The organism is Microbacterium sp. Soil_C_42 (genome assembly GCF_057656735.1).
The window spans coordinates 45477-71414 of the sequence record NZ_JBDGJU010000004.1 but is presented as its reverse complement, the minus strand read 5'-3'; the positions used below and the strand labels follow the sequence as shown (position 1 = coordinate 71414).

The 25938-nt window shown below is 71.2% G+C and carries 28 protein-coding genes; 11 read left to right on the top strand and 17 right to left on the bottom strand.

The features are described from left to right. Positions 1 to 12: 12 nt before the first annotated feature. Both AC3A46_RS04240 and AC3A46_RS04235 read right to left on the bottom strand, forming a co-directional pair. Positions 13 to 621: an ArsR family transcriptional regulator gene (locus tag AC3A46_RS04240; RefSeq protein ID WP_487663963.1), complete on the bottom strand. Its 609-nt coding sequence runs from the start codon at positions 619 to 621 to the stop codon at positions 13 to 15. Between the two features lie 59 nt (positions 622 to 680). Beyond that, positions 681 to 1052 carry a hypothetical protein gene (locus tag AC3A46_RS04235; protein WP_235560214.1) on the bottom strand — a complete coding sequence of 124 codons (372 nt, stop codon included), beginning with the start codon at positions 1050 to 1052 and terminating at the stop codon, positions 681 to 683. A 316-nt stretch (positions 1053 to 1368) separates the two neighbouring features. Between AC3A46_RS04235 and AC3A46_RS04230 the strand changes: the two genes are divergently transcribed. Then, a complete protein-coding gene (locus AC3A46_RS04230) occupies positions 1369 to 2784 on the top strand; it encodes an amidase (protein ID WP_487663962.1) in 1416 nt (471 codons plus the stop codon). A 120-nt stretch (positions 2785 to 2904) separates the two neighbouring features. Then, positions 2905 to 3840 (top strand): SDR family oxidoreductase, encoded by a 936-nt coding sequence (locus tag AC3A46_RS04225; protein ID WP_487663961.1) that lies wholly within the window; start codon positions 2905 to 2907, stop codon positions 3838 to 3840. Positions 3841 to 3853: 13 nt separating this feature from the next. Here AC3A46_RS04225 and AC3A46_RS04220 read toward each other — a convergent pair whose 3' ends face one another. The 3 genes from AC3A46_RS04220 to AC3A46_RS04210 all read right to left on the bottom strand — a co-directional run bounded on the left by AC3A46_RS04220 (position 3854) and on the right by AC3A46_RS04210 (position 6215). Beyond that, on the bottom strand, positions 3854 to 4060 hold the full coding sequence (locus tag AC3A46_RS04220; protein WP_487663960.1) for a hypothetical protein: 207 nt from the start codon (positions 4058 to 4060) through the stop codon (positions 3854 to 3856). Positions 4061 to 4169: 109 nt separating this feature from the next. After that, positions 4170 to 5192, bottom strand: a complete 1023-nt coding sequence (locus AC3A46_RS04215; protein ID WP_487663959.1) for a helix-turn-helix domain-containing protein — start codon at positions 5190 to 5192, stop codon at positions 4170 to 4172. Positions 5193 to 5252: 60 nt separating this feature from the next. Continuing rightward, positions 5253 to 6215: an alpha/beta hydrolase gene (locus tag AC3A46_RS04210; protein ID WP_487663958.1), complete on the bottom strand. Its 963-nt coding sequence runs from the start codon at positions 6213 to 6215 to the stop codon at positions 5253 to 5255. Between the two features lie 167 nt (positions 6216 to 6382). On the opposite strand from AC3A46_RS04210, the gene AC3A46_RS04205 reads away from it, so the two are divergent. Both AC3A46_RS04205 and AC3A46_RS04200 read left to right on the top strand, forming a co-directional pair. Further along, a complete protein-coding gene (locus tag AC3A46_RS04205) occupies positions 6383 to 7126 on the top strand; it encodes a sulfurtransferase (RefSeq protein WP_487663957.1) in 744 nt (247 codons plus the stop codon). Further along, positions 7123 to 7524 (top strand): DUF3054 domain-containing protein, encoded by a 402-nt coding sequence (locus AC3A46_RS04200; protein WP_487663956.1) that lies wholly within the window; start codon positions 7123 to 7125, stop codon positions 7522 to 7524. The genes AC3A46_RS04205 and AC3A46_RS04200 overlap by 4 nt, the downstream gene beginning before the upstream one ends. An 11-nt stretch (positions 7525 to 7535) precedes the next feature. Here AC3A46_RS04200 and AC3A46_RS04195 read toward each other — a convergent pair whose 3' ends face one another. The 7 genes from AC3A46_RS04195 to AC3A46_RS04165 form a co-directional block, all read right to left on the bottom strand. Then, a complete protein-coding gene (locus tag AC3A46_RS04195) occupies positions 7536 to 7835 on the bottom strand; it encodes a hypothetical protein (protein WP_487663955.1) in 300 nt (99 codons plus the stop codon). Positions 7836 to 7854: 19 nt separating this feature from the next. After that, positions 7855 to 8418 carry a hypothetical protein gene (locus tag AC3A46_RS04190; RefSeq protein WP_487663954.1) on the bottom strand — a complete coding sequence of 188 codons (564 nt, stop codon included), beginning with the start codon at positions 8416 to 8418 and terminating at the stop codon, positions 7855 to 7857. A gap of 90 nt (positions 8419 to 8508) precedes the next feature. Next, entirely contained in the window at positions 8509 to 9228 is a 720-nt protein-coding gene (locus tag AC3A46_RS04185) for a hypothetical protein (RefSeq protein WP_487663953.1), read from the bottom strand. A gap of 148 nt (positions 9229 to 9376) precedes the next feature. Continuing rightward, the gene (locus AC3A46_RS04180) at positions 9377 to 10291 is read right to left on the bottom strand and encodes an ABC transporter substrate-binding protein (protein WP_487663952.1); all 915 of its coding nucleotides are present in this window, start codon (positions 10289 to 10291) and stop codon (positions 9377 to 9379) included. Positions 10292 to 10320: 29 nt separating this feature from the next. Continuing rightward, complete coding sequence (locus AC3A46_RS04175; protein ID WP_487663951.1) at positions 10321 to 11049, bottom strand: ABC transporter permease; 729 nt, start codon at positions 11047 to 11049, stop codon at positions 10321 to 10323. Then, positions 11046 to 11720: an ABC transporter permease gene (locus tag AC3A46_RS04170; RefSeq protein ID WP_487663950.1), complete on the bottom strand. Its 675-nt coding sequence runs from the start codon at positions 11718 to 11720 to the stop codon at positions 11046 to 11048. The genes AC3A46_RS04175 and AC3A46_RS04170 overlap by 4 nt, the downstream gene beginning before the upstream one ends. Beyond that, complete coding sequence (locus tag AC3A46_RS04165; RefSeq protein WP_487663949.1) at positions 11717 to 12541, bottom strand: ABC transporter ATP-binding protein; 825 nt, start codon at positions 12539 to 12541, stop codon at positions 11717 to 11719. Before AC3A46_RS04165 ends, AC3A46_RS04170 begins: the two co-directional genes overlap by 4 nt. A gap of 152 nt (positions 12542 to 12693) precedes the next feature. Between AC3A46_RS04165 and AC3A46_RS04160 the strand changes: the two genes are divergently transcribed. The 4 genes from AC3A46_RS04160 (at position 12694) to AC3A46_RS04145 (ending at position 17135) form a co-directional block, all read left to right on the top strand. Continuing rightward, a complete protein-coding gene (locus AC3A46_RS04160; protein ID WP_487663948.1) occupies positions 12694 to 14112 on the top strand; it encodes a dihydrolipoyl dehydrogenase family protein in 1419 nt (472 codons plus the stop codon). 23 nt (positions 14113 to 14135) lie between these two features. Continuing rightward, positions 14136 to 14630 carry a DUF427 domain-containing protein gene (locus tag AC3A46_RS04155; protein ID WP_487663947.1) on the top strand — a complete coding sequence of 165 codons (495 nt, stop codon included), beginning with the start codon at positions 14136 to 14138 and terminating at the stop codon, positions 14628 to 14630. A gap of 125 nt (positions 14631 to 14755) precedes the next feature. Then, positions 14756 to 15313, top strand: coding sequence for a PadR family transcriptional regulator (locus AC3A46_RS04150; RefSeq protein ID WP_487663946.1), 558 nt, complete (start codon positions 14756 to 14758; stop codon positions 15311 to 15313). Positions 15314 to 15434: 121 nt separating this feature from the next. Beyond that, positions 15435 to 17135 (top strand): ABC1 kinase family protein, encoded by a 1701-nt coding sequence (locus AC3A46_RS04145; RefSeq protein ID WP_487663945.1) that lies wholly within the window; start codon positions 15435 to 15437, stop codon positions 17133 to 17135. A gap of 49 nt (positions 17136 to 17184) precedes the next feature. Here AC3A46_RS04145 and AC3A46_RS04140 read toward each other — a convergent pair whose 3' ends face one another. Next, positions 17185 to 17730, bottom strand: coding sequence for a DEAD/DEAH box helicase family protein (locus AC3A46_RS04140; RefSeq protein ID WP_487663944.1), 546 nt, complete (start codon positions 17728 to 17730; stop codon positions 17185 to 17187). 55 nt (positions 17731 to 17785) lie between these two features. Here AC3A46_RS04140 and AC3A46_RS04135 point away from each other — a divergent pair, with 55 nt between their 5' ends. Then, positions 17786 to 18481, top strand: a complete 696-nt coding sequence (locus AC3A46_RS04135) for a DUF1345 domain-containing protein (protein WP_487663943.1) — start codon at positions 17786 to 17788, stop codon at positions 18479 to 18481. A 58-nt stretch (positions 18482 to 18539) separates the two neighbouring features. After that, the gene (gnd, locus tag AC3A46_RS04130; protein ID WP_487663942.1) at positions 18540 to 19628 is read left to right on the top strand and encodes a phosphogluconate dehydrogenase (NAD(+)-dependent, decarboxylating); all 1089 of its coding nucleotides are present in this window, start codon (positions 18540 to 18542) and stop codon (positions 19626 to 19628) included. A gap of 53 nt (positions 19629 to 19681) precedes the next feature. Here gnd and AC3A46_RS04125 read toward each other — a convergent pair whose 3' ends face one another. The 4 genes from AC3A46_RS04125 to AC3A46_RS04110 all read right to left on the bottom strand — a co-directional run bounded on the left by AC3A46_RS04125 (position 19682) and on the right by AC3A46_RS04110 (position 23689). Continuing rightward, entirely contained in the window at positions 19682 to 20629 is a 948-nt protein-coding gene (locus AC3A46_RS04125; protein ID WP_487663941.1) for a hypothetical protein, read from the bottom strand. A gap of 135 nt (positions 20630 to 20764) precedes the next feature. Further along, the gene (msrA, locus tag AC3A46_RS04120) at positions 20765 to 21319 is read right to left on the bottom strand and encodes a peptide-methionine (S)-S-oxide reductase MsrA (protein WP_487663940.1); all 555 of its coding nucleotides are present in this window, start codon (positions 21317 to 21319) and stop codon (positions 20765 to 20767) included. Beyond that, positions 21316 to 21783: a peptide-methionine (R)-S-oxide reductase MsrB gene (gene msrB, locus AC3A46_RS04115; RefSeq protein WP_487663939.1), complete on the bottom strand. Its 468-nt coding sequence runs from the start codon at positions 21781 to 21783 to the stop codon at positions 21316 to 21318. The genes msrA and msrB overlap by 4 nt, the downstream gene beginning before the upstream one ends. Before the next feature lie 403 nt (positions 21784 to 22186). Then, entirely contained in the window at positions 22187 to 23689 is a 1503-nt protein-coding gene (locus AC3A46_RS04110; RefSeq protein WP_487663938.1) for a SulP family inorganic anion transporter, read from the bottom strand. A gap of 205 nt (positions 23690 to 23894) precedes the next feature. Here AC3A46_RS04110 and AC3A46_RS04105 point away from each other — a divergent pair, with 205 nt between their 5' ends. Next, positions 23895 to 25913, top strand: coding sequence for an acyltransferase family protein (locus AC3A46_RS04105; RefSeq protein WP_487663937.1), 2019 nt, complete (start codon positions 23895 to 23897; stop codon positions 25911 to 25913). Positions 25914 to 25938: the final 25 nt, after the last annotated feature.

Here is a 25938-nt window from a genome sequence, read left to right as displayed (position 1 = left end):
ACGCGCCGGGAATCAGCCGCGCGAAGCGGCGAGCTGCACGACGCACTGGGTCGGGTCGCACGACGGTGCGATCCCCTCGACGCGCAGCGGGCCACCGGCTTGCGCGAGCACGCTGTCCATGAGTCCGATGTGCACGCTGCACAGGACGCCGCGGTGCTCGGCGGCGGGCACGTGCGGGCAGGGCGTCAGATCGACCGTGAGGTCGCGTTCGTCGACGAGAGGGTCGAAGCCGGCGTCGCCGAGGTCCTCCACGAGCGCGTCGAGCTGGTGCAGTGCGTCTGCGCCGAGTTCGGCGTGCGCGTCGGATCCGTACACACGGCGCAGCAGATCCCCGCGACGAGCAGCCTCCTCCGCCCGGCGGACGGCGACCGGGCTCGATGCCGCGTCGGAGCCGGTGGCCGCGGAATAGAGCACGCGAGGGCGTCCGCGCGTGGTGCGGCGCTCGGTCTCGGCGATCACGTAGCCGGCGTCGATGAGGCGCTGCACGTGCTCGCGCACGGTGTTGGCGTGCAGACCGGTTGCCTCGACCAGCTCGGAGATCGCCCGCTGCGGGCGCTCCTGAAGCAGGTGCATGATCTCGACGCGGGAGTAGCTCGAGATCGCGCTGTACCCGGTCGTCATGGTCCCATTATCGCGGGGCGCCACGACGACCGGGTGCCCGCAGGTTCACCCGTGTCGGATCAGAACAGCTGGCCCAGGATGAGGATCGCGATGAAGAACACCGCGACGATGCCGACGATGATCGCGAGCGTGCGGCCGGAGAGCTTCGCGACGCCCCAGCCGACCAGCACGGGGATGGCGAAGAGGAACAGCGCGACGATCCACCAGAACGCGGAGTAGGCGCCGCTGGTCGCGTCCTCGAGGCGTCCGCCGAACAGCGACTGCGTCGCCGGGTGCGTCGCGAAGCGGACCGCGATCGAGATGGGAACCGCCACGAACACGAAGACGACGAGTCCGATGAGCCAGCCCCAGAGGGTGGAGCTTCCGCCACCCGAGAGGACGCCGCCGTGGAGCTCGGGTTCGGGCTTCTGCTGCTGCTTGCCTGATGCCATGGGCATGACTCTAGTGGCGCACGGTGGCGGGGCATCGCACGATGTCGCCCCGACATGGCGCTGTCCGCCGGCGGGGACGGGCGGACAGCGTCGGGGCGCCGGGGAGAACCGCCACTGGGGGAGCGATCTCCGCGCTCACCATCCGCGATCGCCGTCCGCCGGGGGCTGAAGCTCCCGGGCGCGCGGTCGCGGGGTCTGAGAACGAAGGTACGCGCGCCGTCGTTGTTCGCAAGGGGGGTTGCCTGGGCGTCTCCAGAGCGCTACCCGGCCGTGCCGATCGCCGGCGTTCGCGTGCTCATGGTGGGATGGGACCGACATGAGCGAGCCGCCTCCTTCCCTCGATTCCGCCACCGCGATCGCCGCTGCCGTGCGGCAGGGGGAAGTGAGCGCGCAGGAGGTCGTGGAGGAGCATCTGGCCCGCATCACGCGGGTCGATCCCGCATTCAACGCGCTCACCGTGGTCTTCGCCGACCGTGCGCGGGCCACGGCCGCCGAAGTGGATGCCGCGGTCGCGGCGGGTCGCGACCCCGGGCCCCTCGCGGGCGTGCCGATCTCGGTGAAGGAGAACATCGACCTCACCTGGTCGGCGACGACCAACGGCTGGCGGGGGCTTGCCGACGCCGTGCCGGTCCGAGACGCCACCGTCGTGAGGCGGTTGCGGGAGGCCGGGGCGGTGCCCATCGCGCGGGGCAACATGCCCGACTTCGGGATGCGGTGGGACACCGACAACGACGTGTTCGGCCGCACGCTGAACCCGTGGAACCGCGCGCGCAGTGCCGGCGGATCCAGCGGAGGCGACGCCGTCGCCGTGGCGACCGGGATGAGCGCCATCGGCCTCGGCAACGACTTCGGCGGCTCGCTCCGCCTCCCCGCCTACGCGGCAGGAGTGGTCGGCCTCCGCCCGTCGCAAGGGCGCGTGCCACGCGCGGCGGTGCGCGAGCAGCCGGTGGCGCTCACGCTCCAGCAGTTCTCCGTGAACGGGCCCATGGCGCGGCGCGTCGACGACGTCGCGCTCGCACTCGGGCTCCTGCAGGGAGGGGATGCCGACGACCCGGTGTCGCTCGCCGCACCCGCGGTGCACCCCGACGCGGTGCCGCGCCGCGTCGGCGTGGCGCGCGATCTCGCGGGCCTCGAGGTGCACCCGGAGGTGGCGGCCGGAATCGACCGGGCCGCGGCATCCCTCGCGCGTGAAGGCTGGGAGATCGTCCACGTCGGTGTCCCCCTGCTCGAGGAGGCGGCCGTGCTGTGGCGGCGGCTGTCGTGCACCGACATGCTCATCTCGCTCGACCCCGCGGCCCTCGGTCTGCCGCTCGGGCGTTCCGCCACGGCATTCCTGCGCGACAGCACGGCGGCGGCGCGCCCGTACGAGTCGGCGCGCGAGTACGCGGAGGCCTGGGCACGCCGAGCCGCGATCGCGGCGGAGTGGCGACGGCTGCAGGTGGACGTGCCCGTGATCTTGGGGCCCGTGTCGACCTCGCGCATGCGCGAGCCCGACTACGACCTGGGCGGTCAGGAGGCCGCGGACCGCGCCTGGCGCGACCTGTGGCTGACGGTGGTCGTCAACTTCCTCGGACTGCCGGCGCTGGCCTTGCCCACGGGTCTCGGCGCCGACGGCATGCCCACCGGTGTGCAGCTGATCGGCCCCGCGTTCGGCGAGGAGGTGCTGTTCGAGGCGGGGCGTGCGGTCGAGGCCGGAGTGCCGGCCCTTCCTCCGATTCCTTCGCCGGTCTGACGCGACCTCTGGCGCCCGCAGGCGCCCCTGCGCCAGGCTGAGGCAGGCCCGCCGGGGGTGCGGGCAGGTATCAGCGGCATCCGTCCGTCCTCCTCCGAGACGGAGCCGAACGGAGGACCCATGTCTCGCACCCAGGCGTCGCCGGTCACGCTGCCCGATCTGCGTGGGCGCACCGCACTGGTCACGGGCGCGAGCGACGGCGTCGGCGTCGAGATCGCGCGCGGCGTCGCCGCGGCGGGCGCCGATCTCGTGCTGCCGGTGCGCGATTGCGTCAAGGGTGAGCGGGCGGTCGAACGCATCCGGGAGACTGCGCCCGACGCGCGTGCCGACCTGGTCGACCTCGACCTCGCGCGCCTCGACTCGGTGCGCGCGCTCGCCACGGCGATCCTGGCCGATCGCACGCCCCTCGATCTGGTCGTGCTCAACGCCGGCATCGTGCTGCTCGGCGACCGCGAGCGCCATATGACCGCCGATGGTTTCGAGCTGCACTTCCAGACGAACTTCCTGGGGCACTTCGCGCTCACGACGGCTCTGCTGCCGTTGCTGAAGGAGCGGGGAGCGCGCGTTGTCGTGCAGCTGAGTCTGGCCGCCGGCGTCTCGCGCCTGGGCTGGGACGATCTGCAGAGCGAGCGCCGCTACTCCCCGCTGCGCGCGTACGGGGCGTCGAAGGTGGCGTTGGGCCTGTTCGGCTACGAACTCGCCCGGTGCGCGGCGGCGGAAGACGAGGGCGTCACGGTGCACCTCAGTCATCCCGGCGTGGTTCCCGACACCGGGATCGCGCCGGCCATGCGCGCCCGCGATCGCGGCGGGCTCGGACGCCGACTCGCCGACGGCCTCGGCAATACGCCTGCACAGGCCGCGCAGCCCGCGCTGCTGGCCGCGGTGACGAATGCGCCGCCCCCAGGCTTCTTCGGGCCTACGGGTGCGCTGCACTTCGGTGGGGCGGCCGGCCCCGTGCGCCCGTATCGACGGCTCGCCGACCCTGTCGACGGTGCGCGGATGTGGGCCGTAGCCGAACAGCTGCTGCAGGACCGCAGCGACGCCGTGCGCGCCTGACCCGGAGCGCCGCCTACGGTCGGGGCGTCTCGGGCGTCTGCGGGAGCGGCGGTTCCTCCGGGTGGGGCGCCAGCGGCTCGTCGGGCCAGGGAGCCAGCGGCTCGTCCGGCAGCGACGGGATGCTGGGGCCGGGACCCGGGTCAGGGCTGCCCGGTCCGGGAGGCATCCCACCCGGCGGGGTCTGGTCCGGCAGCGGCTGGGGAGTTGTGGGGTCGGTCATGAGGTCTCCTGGGAGGAACGAGGGCCGCGCGTCGCGCCCCCTGCACTGACTCCAGCGTGCGGCGCTCGCGATCTCGTGGCGAGGCCCTTGACCGCGAGGCGATGCGGGTCTACGGATCGCGGCCGGGATCGAACCGCGCGTGCGCCAGCCGGTGCAGCATCAGCGCGACGTCGAGGCGTGTGCGCCCGCGCGCTGTCGACGGGTCGTACCCGAGCCGCGTCGGAAGCTCGTGCAGCCGTGCGCCCATCGTGGAATGGTGCACACCGGCGGCGGCGGCCAGCGAGCGCTGAGAAGCGCCGTTCGCCAGGGCGCGCAGCATCCGTTCGCTCCAGGCGGTCGCCAGCAGCGCGTCGATCCCGAGCACGTCGGGATGCGGCGACGCGCGCAGGTCCTCGGTCTCGGCGAGCTCCAGCAGCGGGCCGAGGTCGGCGGCGCGCACGACGGGCTCGTCGTCGTCGGCGAGGCGCAGCGCGACGAGGGCGGAGCGCCACGACTCGCGCAGGTCGGACAGCCCCGAGGCTGCCGTCCCGATGCCCGCTCGGGGTGCGGGCGCGCGATCGTCGGGCGAGAGAGCGGCGCGCGCGAGGCCGAATCGCGTCGCCACCACCGCGTGGGCGAGAGGGCGCTCGAGGCGCACCGTCGGCGGCACGGCGACCGCGTGGATCGCGGTGTGGGCGCCCAGCGACAGCCGGGCGGCCGCCTCCTCGCGCTCCTGTTCCGAGGCGTCGCCCGCCAGCAGCACCTCGACCGCGCGACGCGTGGGCGCGCTGGTGTCGAGCCGCACCGACTGGATCGACAGCGCGATCGCCAGCCGTTCGAGCACCATGGCGTCGTTCGCGTGAGCGGCCCCGGCGCGCTCGAGCCACACCGTCGAGCCGTCGGCGGAAGGGACAGCCGGCCAGTCGTCGGGACGGCCCGGCGCCGACTCGGCACCATCCACGCCGAAGCGGCGCCCCTCCGCCTGACCGGCGCGCACGTGCCCGATCGGCGCGCCGCTGAGCACGGCGGCTCCGCGCAGCATCCCCTCGGCGCCGACGCGGCCGTCGACCAGCGCATCGAAGTACGCGATGACCTTGAGCGTCTCGCTCGCCTCGGGATCGAGGGCGCTGAGCCTGCCCACGAGTTCCTTCATCGGCATCCCCTTCGACGCTGCTGAGCCCCACCCTACGCGGGCGGGGATCAGCAGCGTGACTCAGGCGTCGAGCATGCGGGTGAGCCAGCGGTTGCGCGTCTCGATCATCGCCATCGAGATCTGGGCCTGCGGTGCGAACCCGTCGAACCCGTGGAAGCCGCCCGGCCACACGTGCAACTCGGCGACCCCGCCGGCCGCCCAGATGCGCGACGCGTACGCGACGTCCTCGTCACGGAACACCTCGGCGCTGCCGACGTCGATGAAGGTGGGCGGCAGACCCGAGAGGTCCTCGGCGCGGCCGGGAGCGGCGTAGATCGACACGTCGTCGGTGCCGCGGCGGTCGCCGAGCAGGGCGTTCCATCCGGTGAAGTTGCTCGTGCGGTCCCACACACCGATTCCCTGGATCTGCAGGGCCGACACCGACTCGTTGCGATCGTCGAGCATGGGATAGATGAGCAGCGAGGCGCGCAGCGGCGGACCCTGGCGGTCGCGGGCGAGCAGCGTCACTCCGGCCGACAGGCCGCCACCCGCGCTCGCCCCGCCGACGATCAGCCGCGTCGGGTCGATGCCGAGCTCGTCGGCGTTCTCCGCCGTCCACACGAGGCCCGCGTAGCAGTCCTCCACCGGCACCGGGTCGGGGAACTCCGGCGCGAGGCGGTACTCGACGCTCACCACCACGGCCTCGTGGCTGGCGATATAGGGCAGGAAGGCTTGCACGCCCATGAAGCGGTTGCCGAGCACCATGCCGCCGCCGTGGATGTGGTAGATCCCCGGCCCCGTCGTGGTCTGGTCGGGGCGACGGTAGATCGACAGCACGATCTCGCCGCCGTCGTAGCCGGCGATCGTGCGCTCCTCGTGGACGGCGCCGACGGCAGCGACCTGCTCATCCAGCGTCGGGTCGGCGGGCATCTCGCGCATCAGCGGGATCATGTCGGGCGTCAGCGTGGGCTTGATGACCTCGGCGATGAGGTCGAGCGCGGCGTGGAGCTCGGGATCGAAGGGTGGTGCGGTCAGTTCGGGCATGGGGTCTCCGTCGTTCTGGTCCGCCGCGGCGCTGCGGCGTACGTCGATCCTCACTTCATGGTGACGGATGCCGCGACCGCCGTGTGCGGCGGTTTCAGGGCGCTGAACCCGCCAGGTGCGCGGCCGCTCCTGCACAGGACGCCGCGGGGGCTCCTTAGGCTGGAGGGGTGGCATCCGTTCTCAACATCTCGGCGTACCTCTTCACGCGCATCGACGACACCGGCGAGCTGCGCCCGCTGCTGCGAGAGCGCGCGGTCGCTGCGGGATTGAAGGGCACGATCCTGCTCGCCGAGGAAGGGATCAACCTCTTCCTCGCGGGCGACGCCCAGGAGGTGCGCGGCTTCGTCGCCGAGCTGCGGGTGGATCCGCGCTTCGCCGGGCTCACGACGAAGGAGAGCTGGTCGGACGCGCAGCCGTTCGGCAAGATGCTCGTCAAGGTCAAGCGCGAGATCATCCGCATGGACCACCCCACCATTCGCCCGGAGGGCGATCGCGCGCCCGCCGTCGCTCCCGCCACGCTGCGTCGTTGGCTCGACAGCGGTCACGACGATGACGGCCGCGAGGTCGTGCTGCTCGACACCCGCAACGCCTTCGAGGTCGACTACGGCGCCTTCGACGGTGCGCTCGACTGGCGCATCGAGCGGTTCACCCAGTTCCCGGCTGCCGCGGCCGCCGCAGCGCCCGACCTCGCAGGCAAGACCGTCGTGAGCTACTGCACCGGTGGCATCCGATGTGAGAAGGCCGCGATCTACCTGCGCGAGGCGGGCGTCGAGGCCTACCAGCTGGACGGTGGCATCCTCGGCTACTTCGAGCACGTGGGCGGCGACCACTGGAGCGGCGACTGCTTCGTGTTCGACGAGCGGGAGGCCCTGACGCCGGGGCTGGCGCCGCGAAGAGAAGCCGTCGCGTGACCGCGCCGGAACCGGTGGCCGCTGCTCGTCCCGTCAGCCGCGCCGCGGTCCTGGTCGCGCTCGGGGTCGACGTCGTGCTGGTGATCGCGTTCGCCGCCATCGGTCGCGCGAGCCATGACTCCGACGTCTGGACCGGCCTCTGGCAGACCGCCTGGCCGTTCCTCGCCGGCCTGGGTGTCGGCTGGCTCGTCACGCGAGCGTGGCGTGCACCGGCGGCGCCCGTGCGCACCGGCTTGGGCGTCTGGGCGATCACCGTCGCCGGTGGGATGCTGCTGCGCGGGGTGTCGGGTCAGGGCACCGCGCTCGCGTTCATCATCGTGGCGGCGCTCACGCTGCTGGTCGCCCTCGTGGGCTGGCGGGTCATCGTCGCGATCGTGCGTCGCGTGCGCCGGCGCTGATCCGAGCGGTCTCAGGCGGTCTTGCGGAGGCCGGTCTCGATCACGATCCGGTTGCCCTCGATCACGCCGGGGCCGTCGCCGGGGAGAGGGGCGGGTGCCGGCGTGATCTGCTCCGCCTCCCACACCGCGCGGGCGTTCTCCGCCGTCGGGTAGAAGAACTCTTCGACACCGAGCAGTCCGCCCGACGAGTGCGACGGCGTCTCGCCGCGCCGGCGACGGCGGTGCGTGTCGAACGCGAACCACAGGAAGTACACCGGCAGCGCGACGACCGCGGAGACGAATCCCCACACCATCGCGTCGCCCACGGCCATGGCGACAGCGTACGGCGCTTCAGCGGTGAGCGGAGGCCTGGAGGGTCACGTCGGGAGGGAACTCGGCGAACCACGCCTCGAACGGCACCGGAGTCCCGTCGCCGGGCACCTCGTCGACATACGCCGTGGCGGAGCGCACGATGCGGCCGTCGACCGCCCGCGCGACGACGGTGACGGCGACGTAGCGCTGGTCGTCCGCGAAGCGCCCGCTCACGGTGCCCGTCGCGGTGCCCGGCGGGGTGCGCGTCGATGTGCCGGCGGGATCGGGCGTGCCCGTGAGCCCGTCGACGCTGAACGAGCCGGTCTCGTTAGCCGGCGAGAGCGTCGCGTGCGAGGCCTCAGGCACGGTCACCTCGATGGTGTCGATCAGCTCTCCGCCCTCGATGGTGACGTAGCCGACGACCGCGGTCTGGCCAGACAGCAGAGTCGCGATGGCGGTCGAGGAACCGATGACGGCGCCGTCGTCGGCGTACGCCTGTGCGTCGAGGACGGCGTCGAACACATAGTCGGCATTCGGATTGTCGACCACGACGACGTACCACCAGATGTCGTCCAGGTCGTGCCCGAACGCGGTCTCCGTCACCGTCGGCCGCTGGGGGGCCGGGAACTGCGCGCCGGGTTCGGGCTGGCCGTCCGTGCCCGGCGCGGCGACGCCGGGGATGGCGTACTCGTCCTAGTAGCCGTCGCCGGAGTCCACAACGACGTCGTCGCTGGAGGAAGTGCTGAACGGTCCGAGCCACGCGACCGCGATCACGATGGACACCAGGCCGGCCAGCACCGAGGTCGCCAGCGCGCCCGCGCCGAGGCCTTTGCCTCCCTGATTCCGGCTGAGCACAGCAACCAGCGACAGTACGAATGCCGCGAGGAGCAGCAGAGGAGCGAGCAAGCCGGAGCTCGACCCGAGCCCTGCACCGGCGAAGAGCAGGACCACGCCGGCGCCGGCGAGGACCAGCGCGACGATGGCGACCGTCTTGGGCCGGCTGTCACGGCCTCCGGGCACGGGGTACCCGGCTGCACCGAGTGCCGTCGGCGAGCCCGGCGCAGCAGGGTACTCCGAGGTCGTGGGGTACCCGGGCCCGATGGGGTGACCGGATGCCTGAGCTGCGCCGTCCCGCGCGTAGGGAGGGAGCAGGTGGTCGGCTCCGCGCGGGTCCGTGCCGGCGAGCGCGTAGCCGTGAGGTGCCGCGTACCGGCCCGGGGCGCCCGGCGACGTGGGCGAGGGTGCGGCGTCACCGGGTTCCGGCGCCGCGTAGGCCGGGACCGCGTACTGCGGGGCGTCGAGGTCGGGTGTGCGATAGCGCCGCGGGGTGGGCGCGCCGTCCGGAGTCGATGCGTCGGCGGGCGCGCCCGGAGTCGCCGTGTCGGCGTCGCCCGGAGGCAGGGGATCAGGCATGAGGCTCCTGTTCGCGGTCTGCTGGGTGCCAACCTAGCGAAGTCGCGTGCCCGGGTTCGGGCGCCTCTGGCTCCCCGGCACGACGACAGCGCCCCCTGCGCAGCCCTGGGCGGGCGACGCCGGAGGCGCTGTCGGTGGCTTCGCGGTGTCAGCTGAGGCCGTTGTCGGCGAGCCAATCCTTGGCGATGTCTTCAGACGAGCGCTGGTCCACCGTCGATTCGACATTCAGCGCGACGAGGCCCTCGGGCGTCAGCGCGGCGCTCACCGCGTTGATCACGTCGGCGATCTCGTCGGCGATATCGGCGTTCACCACGGGCACGACGTTGGACGCCAGGAAGAGGCCCTCCGGGTCTTCGAGCGTCACCAGCTCGTCGGTCGCGATGCGCGGGTCGGCGCTGTAGACGTTCGCGACTTGGATGTTGCCGGCGACCAGCTCGTCGACGGTGGTGTCGGCGGTGGCGCTGAAGGTGACGTCGACGTCGTAAAGATCCTTGAGACCCTGGGGGCCGTATGGACGCTCCTCGAGTTCGGGCGCGCCGCCCAGCACCAGGCCGTCGATGCCGGCGAGGTCGGCGATCGAGGTGAGTCCGTTCTCCTCGGCGAACGCGGCCGTGACGTTGTACGAGTCCTGATCGGTGGCGGGCGACTGCTCGAGGACCGTCAGCCCGTCCGGCAGGGCGTCCTCGAGGGCTGCATAGACGTCATCGGGAGTAGTCGCGGTCGTGTCGGGCTCGAAGTACTGCAGCAGATTGCCGGTGTACTCCGGGAACAGGTCGATCGAGCCGTCCTCGAGCGACGGGATGTACACGTCGCGCTGGCCGGTGTTGAAGTTGCGCTCGACGGTGAAGCCGGCGCCTTCGAGCGCCTGCGCGTAGATCTCGGCGATGATCTCGTTCGAGTAGTAGGCCTGCGAGCCGATGACGATGGTCGACGAGTCAGCGGTGTCGCCGGTGTCGCCGCTGTCGTCGCCGAGGGGGTCGCTCGAGGCGCAGCCCGCGAGGGCGAGCGCCGCGATCGCGGTTCCGGCCAGGGCGGCCGCGAGGCGGGTTCGTGCTGTGGACATTGTCGTACCTCCGGTGTGGTGGTGGGGGATCAGTGGGAGACCTGCAGCGAGCGGACCGTGTCGGTGCGGGAAGCTCGTGACGGCCGACGGCGAGGGCCGTCGGTGCGAGGCACGGCGAAGCGGGCGAGCAGGGCGAAGAGCCCGTCGAGCACGAGGGCGAGGACCACGACGATGATCGAGGCCCCGAGTATCTCGGCGAAGTCGCGCAGCGCGATGCCCTGGAGGATGTAGAACCCGAGGCCGCCCACCCCGATGTAGGCGCCGATGGTCACCGTGGCGACCACCTGCAGCGTCGCAGAGCGGAACCCGCCGATGAGAAGAGAGAGTCCGAGCGGCACTTCGATCCGGAACAGGATCTGCCACTGGGTCATTCCCATCGCGCGCCCGGCGTCGATCACCGAGCGGTCGATCGCCTCGATGCCGGCATACGCCCCGGCGAGGATCGACGGGATGGCGAGCACCACGAAAGCGGCGACGGCGGCCTCGGTCTTGAGCGAGACCCCGAACAGCAGGTAGAGAAGCACGACGAGCCCGAGCGCAGGCAGCGCGCGGGCGGCCCCCGAAAGGAACACCGCTACCTCGCGACCCTTGCCGGTATGACCGATCAGCCAGCCGACGGGGACGGCGATGACGGCCGCGATCGCCACCGAGCCGAACGTGTACGCGAGGTGCTGGGCGATCGCGGTCGGCAGCGGCAGGGAGCCCGCCAGCCGCGCGGGGGAGAAGATCCAGGCGAACGCCTCGGCGAGCAGGTTCATACGGTCACCGCCCGGGGCCGGGCGCGGCGCGGCGCAGTGAGGCGCCGGGTCCACGGCATGAGCGCGCGCCCCGCCAGCATGAGCAGGAGGTCGATGACGACCGCGATCACGACGACCGCGACGACGCCCGCGAACACCTCGGCGATGATGCGTCGCTGCGACCCGTTCGTGAACAGGTAGCCCAGGTTCTGAACGCCGATGAGCGCTCCGACGGTCGCCAGCGAGATCGTGGACATCGCCGTCACGCGCAGCCCCGCGAGCACCACAGGGCCGGCCAGAGGGAAGTCCACGGTCCAGAAACGTCGCCAGGCGCCGAAACCCACTGCGACCGCGGCGGATCTCGTGCCTGTGTCGACCGAGGCGAGCCCGTCCGTGACGGATCGGGTCAAGATCGCCACGGCGTAGATCGTGAGCCCCACCACGAGGTTCAGCTCGGATTGGTAGGGGATGCCGAACAGCGTGGTGAGCAGTGCGAAGAGCGCGAACGACGGGATCGTGTACAGCAGCCCGACGACGGTCAGCACGGTGCCCCGCAGCCTCGTGTACCGGAACGCCAGCCACCCCAGAGGCACCGACAGCACGAAGCCCGCGATGATCGCGATCGTGCTCTGCCGCAGATGATCGAGCGTCAGCGCCCAGATCAGGTCGATGTTATCGGCGACCCAGCTCACGGCTCGTCCCCCACGAGCACGCCCTGCGTGCGGCCGGCTTCGTCGACGAGCACCGTGCCGCGCGCGGTGCGTTTGGCGCGCAGCGCCCGCGTGCCGCGCTCGACGCCGATGAAGTCGGCGACGAAGTCGCTCGCCGGGTTCTCGATGATCTCGGTGGGGCTGCCGATCTGGGCGATGCGCGCGCCCTTCTCGAGGATCACCACCTGATCGCCGAGCAGGAACGCCTCGTCGATGTCGTGGGTGACGAAGACGATCGTCTTGTCGAGCTCCTTCTGCAGGCGGAGCGTCTCGGTCTGCAGCTCGCGGCGCACGATGGGGTCGACGGCGCCGAAGGGCTCGTCCATCAGCAGGATGTTCGGGTCGACGGCGAGGGCGCGGGCGACGCCGACGCGCTGCTGCTGGCCGCCGGACAGCTGGCTCGGATACCGCTTGGCCAGACCGCGCTCGAGGCCCACGACATCCATCAGCTCCAGGGCCCGCTCGCGCGCCCTCGCCTTCGGTACGCCGTTCAGCACCGGCACCGTCGCGATGTTGTCGACGACCGAGAAGTGGGGGAGGAGGCCGGCGTTCTGCAGCACGTAGCCGATGCCGCGGCGCAGCGTGACGGGGTCGCGCTCCGAGATCGGCTCGTCGTCGATGGTGATGACCCCGCCCGTCGGATCGACCAGGCGGTTGATCATGCGCAGCAACGTGGTCTTGCCGCTGCCGGACGAGCCGACGAGCACCGTGGTCTTGTGCGCGGGGATGAGCACGCTGAAGTCCTCGACGGCGGCCGTGCCGTCGGGATATCGCTTCGAGACCCCACGGAATTCGATCGCCATGCTGCCCTTTCGGCCGGGGTTCCCAGATAACCACAGCCCTCGGACATGGCGGCGGCGCTGGACAGAGGCCGTAACCTGCGCCATCCTTCCGCCTGTGCCCGCTGACGGCAAGGCCGTCGCCGGTGTCATCGCGGGCCGCTACGTTGAACCCCATGACTGCTCGGGAGTACGACCTCATCGTCATCGGCGGCGGTCCTGTCGGCGAGAACGTCGCCGACAGGGCGACCCAGGGCGGCCTGTCGGTCGTCGTGGTCGAGAACGAGCTCGTCGGCGGCGAGTGCTCGTACTGGGCCTGCATCCCTTCGAAGGCGATGCTGCGCGCGGGCGCCGCGGTGCGCGCCGCGCAGCGCGTGAAGGGCGCCGCCGAGGCGGTGAAAGGAAACGTCGACGTGGCCAGGACCCTGGTGCGCCGTGACGAACTGGTGCACAACTGGGACGACACGTCGCAGGTCGAGTGGCTCCGGGGCGCGGGCATCGATCTCGTCCGCGGGCACGGGCGCCTGGCCGGCGAGCGCGAGGTCACCGTGACCGGTGCCGACGGCACGGAGACCGACCTGGTCGCCCGCCACGCGGTCGTGGTGTCCACCGGTTCGGCGGCGCTCCTGCCCGACGTACCGGGGCTGCACGAGGTCGCGCCGTGGACGAGCCGCGAGGCCACCGGCGTGCACGACGTTCCGGCGTCGCTGGCGGTGCTCGGCGGGGGCACCGTCGGCACAGAGATGGCGACCCTGTACGCGTCGTTCGGCTCCACCGTCACCGTGATCGCCCGTTCCAGCCTGCTGGGAGGCGTCGAGCCCTTCGCGGGCGAGGCCGTCGAGAAGGCGCTGACGGATGCCGGAACCACCGTCAAGACCGGCGTCGAGGTCGAGCGCGTCTCCCGCGACGACGCCGGCGACGTGGTGCTGGCGCTGTCGGACGGGTCCGAGGTGCGGGCAGCCGAGGTGCTGGTCGCGACGGGCCGGGTGCCGCGCACGGAGGATCTCGGGCTCGAGGTGATCGGGCTCGAGCCCGGTTCGTGGCTCGACGTCGACGACACGCTCCGCGTGCGCGGCGTGGACTGGCTGTACGCGGTCGGCGACGTGAATCACCGCGCACTGCTCACCCATCAGGGCAAGTACCAGGGCCGAGCCGCGGGCGACGTCATCGCCGCGCGCGCGAAGGCCGCCGACGTCGACGACGCCCCGTGGGGGAGGCATGTGGCCACGGCCGACCACTCGGCGGTGCCGCAGGTGGTCTTCACCGATCCCGAGGTCGCCGCGGTGGGGCACACCGAGAAGTCGGCGCGCGAGGCAGGTCTCCGCATCCGTGTCATCGATTACGACCTGTACGGGATCGCGGGGGCGAGCGAGGTCGCCGACGGGTATCAGGGCCGAGCGCGGGCGATCGTCGACGAGGAGCGCCGCGTGCTCGTCGGCGCCACGTTCGTCGGGCAGGACGTCGCAGAGATGCTCCACGCGGCCACGATCGCGATCGTGGGCGAGGTTCCGGTCGAGCGCCTCTGGCACGCCGTGCCGTCGTATCCGACGATCAGCGAGGTCTGGCTCCGCTGGCTCGAGGAGTACGGGCGCTGACCGGCGCCGCGAGGAGGCTTGCCATGCGACCCGAACCCCTACCCGCCGGACCCGGCCAGGAATCTGTCTGGGACTACCCGCGCCCGCCGCGTCTCGAGCGGGTCGGGCGCCGCGTGCAGATACGGCTGGGCGGCGAGGTCATCGTCGACACCGACGATGTCGTCCGTGTTCTCGAGACGAGCCACCCGCCGGTCTACTATCTGCCGATCCAGGCATTCGCCGAGGGGTCGCTCACACCCGGCGAGGGATCCTCGTACTGCGAGTTCAAAGGCGGTGCCGCCTATCTCGACGTGCGCGGAGGCGAAGAGGTGCGCCCGCGCGCGGCGTGGACGTACCCGCGCCCTTCCCCGGGTTTCGAGCAACTCGCGGGCCGGGTCGCGGTGTACCCGCGTGAGATGGACGCCTGCACGCTCGACGGCGTGGAGGCCGTGCCCCAGCCCGGGCGCTTCTACGGCGGGTGGATCACTCCCGACGTCGTCGGCCCGTTCAAGGGAGAGCCGGGTTCGCTCGGCTGGTGAGACACCCGGATGCTCCGGCATCCGTGCTGCGGACTGCACAGCGAACGCTCAGGCCCGTCCCTTGTTCACCGATATATCGGTAGGTATCGTCAGGGTGTCGGCACACACTCGTTCAGGAGGTCGTCATGAGCGGTTCGTTCCAGGGGTTCGGTTCGCGTCCATCAGGGCAGGGCTCGGGGCTTCCGAGCAGCTTCTGGGACGCGATGGATCAGTTGAAAGACACGTTCGAGAAGAGCTTCTCGCCGCGGGCCACGAAGGGAGACGTGCGCGCAGCGGTGCTCGCGATCCTCGCCGAGAAGCCGATGCACGGTTACCAGATCATCCAGGAGATCGAGGAGCGCAGCGACGGCGCGTGGAAGCCGAGCCCCGGCTCGGTGTACCCGACGCTGCAGATGCTCGCCGACGAAGGACTCGTCGCCGCCGAGGAATCGAACGGCAAGAAGACCTACTCGCTCACCGAGGCGGGCCGTGCGGAGGCGTCGGCCGCCGAGGGGCAGTCGGCCCCGTGGGAGGCGGCCGGGTCGCGCGACTCCGGACGCACCGCGCTTCCGAAGGCCGGCGCGAAGCTCGCGCAGGCGGCGGCGACGGTCGGCCGCAGCGGCACGCCCGAGCAGGTGGCCAAGGCCGTCGAAGTGCTCGACGACGCGCGGCGTAAGCTCTACTCGATCCTGGCTCAGGACTGACGGCCGGCGTGCCGGCAGACGGCGTCGGCCCGAGTCCGCGGGTTCGGCGGGGCACGCGATCCCGGGCGACCGGGATCGCAGGCACCCCTAACCGCTGAACAGCACCGTCCGAGGAGCTTCGATGGCCGACGTCGGGAACCCGCGCGCCCGCTACCGCCGGATCCTGCGCTTCGCCGGCCGGTACATCGCGCAGGCGTGGTGGTACGAGCTGATCCTGCCGCGTTTCGGCTTCGGCGCGCTCGCCGCGCGCGGCCGCACCCGCCGCCTCCAGAACATCGCCTCCCGGTTCCACGTGCTGGCCGTCCAGTACGGCGGGCTCATGATCAAGGTGGGCCAGTTCCTCTCGTCGCGGCTCGACGTGCTGCCGCCCGAGATCACGAAGGAGCTGGAAGGGCTGCAGGACGAGGTCCCGCCGGTCGCCTTCCCGGCGATCCGCGCCCTCGCCGAGGCGGAGCTGGGCATCCCGCTCGGCCGCGCGTTCGAATGGGTCGACGAGACGCCCGTGGCCGCAGCATCCCTCGGCCAAGTGCACCGTGCGCGGCTGACGCCGGCCGACGCGGCCGAGACCGGGTTCGCCGACGTCGTCGTCAAGGTGCAGCGGCCGGGCATCGAGGAGATCGTCGACGTCGATCTGGCGGCGCTGCGCCGCGTGGCCGGCTGGCTCACCCGCGTGCGGGTCGTGCGCGATCACGTCGACCTGCCCGCGCTGGTGGAGGAGTTCGCGCACACCAGCCGTCAAGAGATCGACTACCTGCACGAGGCCCAGAATGCGGAGCGGTTCGCCACGGATTTCACCGGCGATCCGCGCGTGACGGTGCCAGAGATCGCGTGGGAGCGCACGACGCGCCGCGTGCTGACGCTCGCCGACGTCACCGCGATCAAGATCAACGACGTCGACGGACTCCGCGCCGCAGGCATCGACCCGGCGCAGGTCGCGGTCGAGTTCGCGAACGTGATGTTCGACCAGCTCTTCCTGCGCGGGTTCTTCCACGCCGATCCCCACCCCGGGAACATCTTCGTGACGCCGGTCACGAGGGCCGCCGGCGACACCCGGCACCCGTGGACCCTCACCTTCATCGACTTCGGCATGATGGGCGAGGTCCCCGACAAGCTGCGGCACAACCTGCAGCGGCTCATGATCGCCGTCGCCTCGCGCAACAGCTCGCAGATGATCGAGAGCATCCGGGCCGTCGGCGTGCTGCTTCCCTCGGCCGACACGATCGAGCTCGAACGCGCGATGACGGCGCTGTTCGCACGCTTCGGCGGCATGGGGTTCGCGGAGCTGCAGAAGGTCGACCCCCGCGAGTTCCGGCAGTTCGCGAAGGAGTTCGGCGACGTCGTGCGGTCGCTGCCGTTCCAGCTGCCCGAGAACTTCCTGCTGATCATCCGCGCCGTCTCGCTCACCAGCGGGATGTGCAGCTCGCTCGATCCCGCGTTCAACGTCTGGGACGCCGTCGAGCCGTATGCCGCGCGACTGCTTCGCGACGAGCGGGGCAACGCCGCGAAGGCGTTGGCGCAGGAGGCGGCATCCACCGCCGGTGTCGTGGCCCGCCTGCCGCGTCGCCTGGACGACATGGTCACGCGCATCGAGGACGGTCGCCTCGTCGCCGACGTGCCGAAGCTGGACCGGTGGCTGCGTCGTCTCGAGCGGATGATCCGGCGCGTCGTCGCGGCGGTGCTGTTTGCCGGGCTGCTGATCAGCGGAGCCGTGCTGCGCGCCGAAGACCTCACGATCGGCACGGTGCTCATGATCGGCTCGCTCGTGCCGCTGCTGTACGCACTGTTCGCCGGCTTCTCCGGCAGGCGTGGCCCGCACGACTGAGGTCACGTCGACCCGCGAGATCGGGTGACGGATGCTGCGCCCCGGCGCGTCAGCGACCGTCGAGGCCTGCGATCGCGGCCTCGACCTGCGCCAGCCGGGCCGTCGGGTCGCCGGTGGCCTCGATCACCTGCGCGTCACCGAGCAGGTCGGGGTCGTCCGAGAGCTCGAGCAGCGCACCGTCCATGGCCTCCCGCAGCTCCGGATCTTCGTCCTCGGGCACGCGGATGTCTCCGCCGAGCGGCAGGAGCACGAGCAGGTCAACGTGCGCCATCGCGGCCACGGTGAGCTCGACGGCTCGGGCCGGGGTACCGCCGGGGCGCAACGCGCGACCCAGCTCGTCGAGGGCAGTGAGATACGCGAGGAAGTCGAGGGGGCCGCGCTCGGCGATGACCTTCGCGCCGTGCTCGAATCCGGTGAGGCGCCGGGCCGAGATGCCGAACTGGGCGAGGAACATTCCCGCATCGGGTTCGTCGCCTGCCTCATCCAGGAGTTCGTAGGGGTCCGAGAGGACCTCGTACTCGGGGTGGGTCGCCGAGAAGTCGCCGATGAGGGTGCTCTTCCCGCTGGCATGGGTGCCCGAGACCACGATCCGCATGATCGGAGCATACGGGTGGCGCGCGTCCGGCTGGGCAGGCTCCCGACCGGCTACGGTGGCACGCAGGAACTCGTCCTCGGGGGTGCGTGTGGTCTGGGCGGTGATCGTGCGGGTCGCAGATCTGCTGGTGCAGCTCGCCCTGATCTGGCTCGGGCTGCAGATCCTCCTCGTGGACGACATCGAGCCCACTCTTGACGCGCTCGCCGCATGGTGCGCGCTCGGCGGGCTCTACTGGCTGGCATCCGTGATCGTCGTCGGCGCCAGTGTGAAGCGATCCCGGATCGCCGCCCCGCGGTGGGTCGGGCAGTTCGACGCCCATCCGGTCGTCGCGGCGATCACTGTGTCCGCGACCTTCCTCGCGAGCATCGTCGGAATCGTCGCGGCCATCGAGATCGTCGTGCTGCGGGGCGACCCGGACTGGGCGGGCTGGGTGGAGCCGGTCGGCGTCCTCGCGATGCTGCTGTCGTGGGGGCTGTACCACTGGGGCTTCGCGCGCATCTACGACCGCCGGTACCGCCTCGCCGAGAGCCCGCCGCTGATCTTCCCCGGCACGGGCAACCCGCGGCTGGCGGACTTCGTGTACTTCTCGTTCACCAATGCCACCACGTTCTCGGTGTCGGACGTGCAGGTCGTGACGACACGGATGAGGTGGACCGTGGTCTGGCACACCACGACGAGCTTCTTCCTCAACGCGCTCATCATCGTCCTCGCGTTCAGCACCATCATCAACCCGGACCTGACTGCTCCCTAGACTCTCGACCACGGGCACCCGCGCACGGCGCCCTCGACAGGCGAGCAGAGGAGCGACGATGCAACTGGGAATGGTGGGCCTCGGCCGAATGGGCGGCAACATCGTCCGGCGTCTGATGCGGGACGGTCATGAATGCGTCGTGTACGACGTCAGCCCGGATGCGGTGTCGGCTCTCGCGGGTGAGGGCGCCGTCGCATCCGAGAGCCTCGCCGACCTCGTGTCGAAGCTCGAGGCACCGCGCGCCGTCTGGCTCATGATCCCCGCCGGGCTCACCGGCGAAGTCGTGGACGAGGTCGCCGGGCTGCTCGAGCCGGGTGACATCCTCATCGACGGCGGCAACTCGAACTACCGCGACGACGTGCGCCGCGCGGCCGCGCTGCAGGCGAGCGGGGTCCACTACGTCGACGTCGGCACGAGCGGCGGCGTGTTCGGCCTCGAGCGCGGGTACTGCCTCATGGTCGGTGGGCCCGACGTGGCGTTCGCCCGCATCGAGCCGATCCTGCGAACGATCGCTCCGGGGAACGGCGACGTCGAGCGCACGCCCGGCCGCGTCGGGGACTTCGCCCCCGAGGAGCTGGGCTACCTCCACTGCGGCCCGTCCGGTGCGGGCCACTTCGTCAAGATGGTGCACAACGGCATCGAGTACGGGGTGATGGCGGCGCTCGCCGAAGGCCTCAACATCCTGGAGCACGCGGATGCCGGTGTTCAGGAAGCCGAGCACTCCGCCGAGGTCGCACCGCTCGAGGAGCCCGAGTTCTACCAGTTCACGGTCGACACCCCGAAGGTCGCGGAGCTGTGGCGCCGCGGCTCGGTGATCTCGTCGTGGCTGCTCGATCTCACGGCGGCGGCGCTCCAGGGCAACCCCACCCTCGACGGTCTCGCGGGCCGCGTCTCGGACTCGGGCGAGGGCCGCTGGACGGTCAAGGCAGCGGTCGACACGGGGGTGCCGGCGCCGGTGCTCGCCGCATCCCTGTTCGAACGATTCGCCTCGCGCGGCGAGGACCATTTCGCCAACCAGGTGCTCTCGGCCATGCGGCTGCAGTTCGGCGGCCACCAGGAGCTGCCCGCCGGTGACGTGCTCGAGGCGGGCTCGCGCAAGTCGGAGTCGTCGAGCGTCGGGCGGCCGGAGACCGACGGCGCTTCGTGAGCGATGCCGGTTCCAAGACGTCGCTCGCGGCCGGTCGAGCCGCCGGCTGACGCTCAGGTGGTCGGCGGCTTCGCGGCGTCGGACGCGTCCTGCGCCGGGTGGCCGTGGGCGCCCTCCGCCGTGCTGCCCGGACCGCGTGAGATGAGGTTCGTCGCCCAGCGTTCGTTGAACCCCGCCAGGAATCCGACGGCGCCCCAGAAGAACCAGCTCGCGATGTGATCGTCGGGGACGGTGAAGATGCCCGAGAGCAGGCCGCTCTTCAAGAAGAACACCACGGCCGCGGCGAAGAACCAGCCGAGGAAGATGCGGTACATCGCCGCACCCCGTGCCGCCGATTCGATCGTCAGATTGTGCATCCGGTGCATGCGCAGCATGACGCTCACGCAGGCGCCCGCCGCGCCCGCTCCGACGGCGACCAGCACATCGCGCAGAGCCTCGCTCTGGTCCACGGGCATCGGCCCATGGCGCCACAGCGTGATGACCGCCGCGCCGCCCGCGCCGATGAGCAGGAGGAGGAAGAACGTCATCGTGACGCCGCCGAGCAGGCCTCGCGCGTACCGTCGGCGCGCGATCTCGCCTTCTCTGCGCTGGAGGAAATCGTCCGCGTAGAGGATGCGGCCGTCCAGCGCGGTGAGCGCCGAGGGGTGAGGGCCCGGCCCGTCGAGGCCGATCGCGGCGATTCTCACCGCCTCGTGCACGAGTTCGTCGAGCGTGGCGACGTCTTCACCGCACAGGACGAAGCGGCCGCGCAGGATGATCTCGTCCAGCCTGCCGAACTGCTGCGGGGCGCTCACAGCGACGATCAGGGCCGCCTTCTGGAACTGCGCATCGTCGACGTGGAGGAGCCCGATCGGCTTCTTCCGCGAAGTCGCACGCCTGCGCGCGGCCGCGCGTGAACGCGCAGCCTCCCGCATCCGTCCGATCTCGAGGGCGATCCACGACCTGCCCTCGGGGATCTTGATGCCGACGGTCGGTGGCGCCGGCAGCGTCGCATCAGCCACGATCGCTCTCCCTTGGCCTCGCGGCGCGGATTGCGCCGCATGCTGTGAGGAGAGCGCTCAAGCACCTCGTGATACCCGGACGGACGAACGGATGCCGCGACCCGGCCGGGTCGCGGCATCCGTTTCTCGTCTTGTCTACGCCGTCGCGTCGGCGCGCTTGGGGAGCACCCAGCCGGCCCGCGGGAAGTGGCACGTGTAGCCGTTGGGGATGCGGATCAGGTAGTCCTGGTGCTCGGGCTCGGCCTCCCAGAACGGGCCCTCGGGCTCGATCGTGGTGACGGCCTTGCCGGGCCAGAGACCCGACGCGTCGACGTCGGCGATGGTGTCGCGCGCGACCTCCGCCTGCTCGGGGGAGAGCGGGAAGATCGCGGAGCGGTAGCTCGAGCCGATGTCGTTGCCCTGGCGGTTCAGGGTCGAGGGGTCGTGGATCTGGAAGAAGAACGCCAGGATGTCGCGGTACGTGGTCTTCGTGGGGTCGAAGACGATCTCGACCGCCTCCGCGTGACCGGGGTGCTTGCGGTAGGTCGCGTGCGCGTTCTCGCCTCCGGTGTAGCCGACACGGGTGTCGAGCACGCCGGGCTGGCGGCGGATGAGGTCCTCCATGCCCCAGAAACAGCCGCCGGCGAGGACCGCCGTCTCGGTGCCGGGGGTGCGGGTGATCTCGCCGGTGTCGAAGGGACCGCTGGTCATGATGCGTGCTCCTGGTTCTCGGTGGTGAAGAGGTGTCGGTAGGCGCCGTAGCCCTCGTCCTCGAGCGACGAGGCGGGCACGAAGCGCAGTGCGGCCGAGTTCATGCAGTATCTCAGGCCGCCGGCCTGGCGGGGGCCGTCGGAGAAGACGTGACCCAGGTGGCTGTCGGCGCCCGACGAGCGCACCTCGGTGCGCGGCAGCAGCAGCTTCCAGTCCTTCTTGGTCGAGACGGCGTCGGGCTCGATGGGCTTGGTGAAGCTCGGCCATCCGGTTCCGCTGTCGTACTTGTCGGTCGACGAGAAGAGCGGCTGGCCCGAGACGACGTCGACGTAGATGCCGGGCTCGTGGTTGTTCCAATAGGCGTTGCGGAAGGCGGGCTCGGTGCCCTCCTCCTGAGTGACGCGGTACTGGGTGTCGGTGAGGCGGCTCAGCGCCTCAGGGGTCTTGCGGTACTCGTTGCTCACGATTCCTCCAGGTCGGACGCGGCTGGCTGCGGCGTCATAGAGGAGAACGGATGGCTCACGGGTTTTGGTCCCGCGAACCTGGGAGCGCGCCGTGAGTTCCGTTGCACGCGCCCAGCTGCGATCGGGTGCGGGCGACCAAGGGGTGAACCGGCATCCTGGTCGTAGATGCGAGCGTCGTGGTCGCGCTCGTCGCAGCACAAGCCGCACGCACGGCGACGCTCGCGGGCCGGATCGGCAGTGCGAGCCTGCATGCGCCGGCCGTCCTCCCGATCGAAGTGGACAGCGCGCTTCGTGGCCTCGAGCGCGGAGGGCGGCTCAGTGCGGCGCAGGCGTCGGCAGCACGTCTGCATGCCCACGCTCTTCCGATCGAGCTGTGGCCATGGGAGCTGCTCGCTGATCGGGCTCAGGCCGAGCCGAGCTCGCCGCTGAGGCGGCGGTGGAAGCGCGCCGCAGCATCCGTCATCCCGTACAGCTCGACGGTCGTTCCGCGCGCCTCGTACTTCGTGACGATGGCGTCGAGGGCGGCGACCGTCGAGGCGTCCCAGACGTGGGTGCGCGAGAGGTCGATGACGACGTGGCGCGGGTCGGCGGCGTACTCGAACTGCGTGGTGAGGTCGTTGCTCGAGGCGAAGAAGAGCTCGCCGTCGACGCGGTAGCGGGCGGTGTCGCCGTCGACCTCGCGCGTCACGGTCGTGAAGTGCGCGACGCGGCGGGCGAACAGCACCATGGCGGCGAGCACGCCGAGGATCACGCCGACGGCGAGATTGTGCGTGAACACCGTGGCCACCACGGTGACGAGCATGACGAGGGTCTCGCTGAGCGGCATCCGCTTCAGCGTCGACGGACGGATGCTGTGCCAGTCGAACGTCATGACCGACACCACGATCATCACGGCGACGAGCGCGGCCATCGGGATGAGCCCGACGATGTCGCCCAGAGCGACGACCAGGATCAGCACCCACACGCCCGCCATGAACGTCGAGATCCGTGTGCGACCGCCGGACGTCTTCACGTTGATCATCGTCTGGCCGATCATCGCGCAGCCGCCGGTGCCGCCGAAGAACGCCGAGGCGATGTTGGCGACGCCGAGTCCCCACGCCTCACGGGTCTTGCGCGAGTGGGTGTCGGTGATGTCGTCGACGAGCTTCGCGGTCATCAGCGACTCCAGGAGCCCCACCAGCGCGGCGGCGAACGCGTAGGGTGCGACGATCTGCAGCGTCTCCCACGTCAGCGGGACGTTCGGGATGAGGAGCTCCGGAAGGCTCCGGGGCAGCTCGCCCTGGTCGGCGACGTTCGGCACCGCCGAGAGGCCGAACACCACGACGACCACCGTCAGCACCGTGATCGCGATGAGCGGTGCGGGGATCGCGCGCGTGATGCGCGGCCAGACGAACAGGATGCCGAGACCTGCGGCGACGAGCACGTACACCGCCCAGGGCACCTCGACGAGCTGCGGCATCTGCGACAGGAAGATCAGGATCGCGAGGGCGTTCACGAAGCCGACCATGACGCTGCGGGGGATGAACCTCATGAGCCGGGCGACGCCCAGCACCGCGAACAGCACCTGGATGAGGCCGGCCAGTGCGATCGTGACGATGAGGTAGTCCGAGCCGTACTCGCGCGCGACGGGTGCGATCACCAGCGCGACCGCGCCCGCGGCGGCGGTGATCATCGCCGGGCGCCCGCCGGTGAACGCGATGACGACGGCGAGCACGAAGGAGGAGAACAGTCCCACCCGCGGGTCGACGCCCGCGACGACCGAGAACGCGATCGCCTCGGGGATGAGGGCGAGCGCGACGACGAGGCCGGCGACGACCTCGCGCGTGACGAGGCGAGGGCGCCGCAGCGCCTGCAGCACGGTCGGCTCGCTGCGGTAGCGATCGGCGGAATCGGCGACGGCGGACACGGGCGCTCCTCGGGTTTCGCGCGCACCGGTGCGCCCGCACGGGGTGGTTAAAGGGAGGGATGCCGCGACCCGCGCGGCCCTTCGACTCTAGCTGCGTCCCCGACGGCGCCATCGGTCGAGGCATCCGTGGCCGAATGGTGGGGTGCTGCCGCGCTCCCGTCAAGGGGGTGTCAGCTGTTCACCTCGCCGACCTAGAGTCGCTCGCGTGGTGGACCGAGCCCGCGCCCAGCCCGACCACTCGGGGTTTCGCGCCGATATCCAAGGACTGCGTGCGATCGCAGTCGGCTCGGTCCTGCTCTATCACGCGGGCCTGCCGTTCCTGCCGGGCGGCTACGTCGGCGTGGACGTGTTCTTCGTCATCTCGGGCTTCCTCATCACGTCCCACCTCCTCGGACAGCTCGAGAGCCACGGCACGCTGAGATTCGGGGAGTTCTACGCGCGACGTGCGCGACGGATCCTCCCCGCGTCGTTCGTCGTGCTCACGCTCTCGGTGGCCGCCGCGCTCATCTGGTACCCGCCGCTGCTGATGAAGGACCTGTGGGCGGCGGCCGTCGCCACGGCGCTGTACGTGCCGAACTACTTCTTCGCCTCGGCGAACTCCGACTACCTCGCCGAGGCATCGAACCCGTCGCTGTTCCAGCACTACTGGTCGCTCGGCGTCGAGGAGCAGTTCTATCTCCTGTGGCCGGTGCTGCTCGCGCTGGTATGGGTGCTGGTCCGGTCGCGACGAGCGCTCGTGGGTGTGCTCGTCGCGGTGGTGGCCGCGTCGTTCGCCCTCTGCGTGTGGCTCACGTTCGCCGCGCAGCCGTGGGCATTCTTCTCGCTCCCTTCGCGGGCGTGGGAGCTCGGCGTCGGGGGACTCGTCGCCGTGCTGCTGCAGCGGCGGCCCGGAATCGTGGGGGAGCGATGGGCGGCGCCCCTGGGCTGGGCGGGCATCGCGGCGATGGCGGCATCCGTCCTCCTCTTCTCGTCCGAGACGGTCTTCCCGGGTGCGGCGGCCGCGCTCCCCGTGCTCGGCACGGCTGCCGTGATCGCAGCGGGCGAGTCGCGCCGCGGACCGACACGGATGCTGTCGGCCCGGGGCATGGTCTTCCTCGGAACGATCTCGTACTCGCTGTACCTCGTGCACTGGCCGGCACTCGTGCTTCCCGGGACCGCGCTTCCGGGGGAGCTGCCGCTGTGGACGACGCTCGGCATCGCCATCGCGTGCGTGCCCGCGGCGTGGCTGCTGTACCGGTTCGTGGAGGATCCCGTGCGCCGGACGCCGCTGCTCACGAAGCGGCGGGCCCGCGTGACGCTGGTGGGCGCGCTCGCCGGCTCGCTCGCGTGCCTGGGGCTCGCCAGCGCCGCGTATGCGGTGGCAGACACCCGGTCGCTGCACGCCGAGCGCGCGGCGTCGAGCACCGTCATCGCCTCCGCTCCGCGCGGCACCGACTTCGTGCCCGACAACCTCGCGCCCGCGCTGCGGGACGCGCGCGACAGTCTTGCTGAGGTGTACGACGACGGCTGCATGCTGGACATCGCCTCGACGGACGCCGAGGGCTGCGTCTACGGGGATCCCGCGGCACCACGCATCGTGCTCTTCGGCGACTCGCACGCCGCGCAGTGGTTCCCGGCGCTCGAGGGCTTCGCGAGCTCGGCGGGGTTCTCCGTCGAGGTGCACACCAAGAGCTCCTGCCCCGCCGCCGACATCGAGTCGCTGCGCCGGGGCGCGCCGTACCCGCAGTGCCCCGAGTGGCGCGATGCCGTGATCGACCGCATCAACGCCTCGCCGCCCGCCCTGGTGCTCGTGGCGACGTTCACCGACCCCGAGCTCGCCCCGGGGGTCGACGACGATGCCGAGACGTGGGCAGCGGCGTTCGGCCGCACGCTCGACGCGATCGACGCGCCCGTCGCGATGATGGCCGACACCCCCGACATGCGGGAGGATCCGGCGCCGTGCCTGTCGGCGCACCTGTCCGACGCTGCGGCATGCGCGCAACCACGCACTGTCGCGCTCGACGGGCCCGCGCGTGAGGGCGAGACGGCCGCGGCCGCGAAGCGCGGCGTCCCGCTCGTCGATCTCAACGAGTACCTCTGCGACGCCGACGCCTGTCCGCCGATCATCGGCAACACGCTGGTCTACCGCGACTCGCACCACCTAACCGCCGCCATCAGCGCCGACATGGCTGACGTGCTCGGCAGGGCGCTGCGCCCGCTGCTGCCACCCGCTTCCGGCGGCTGATCGGCGCGACGCCCAGCCGCCGGCA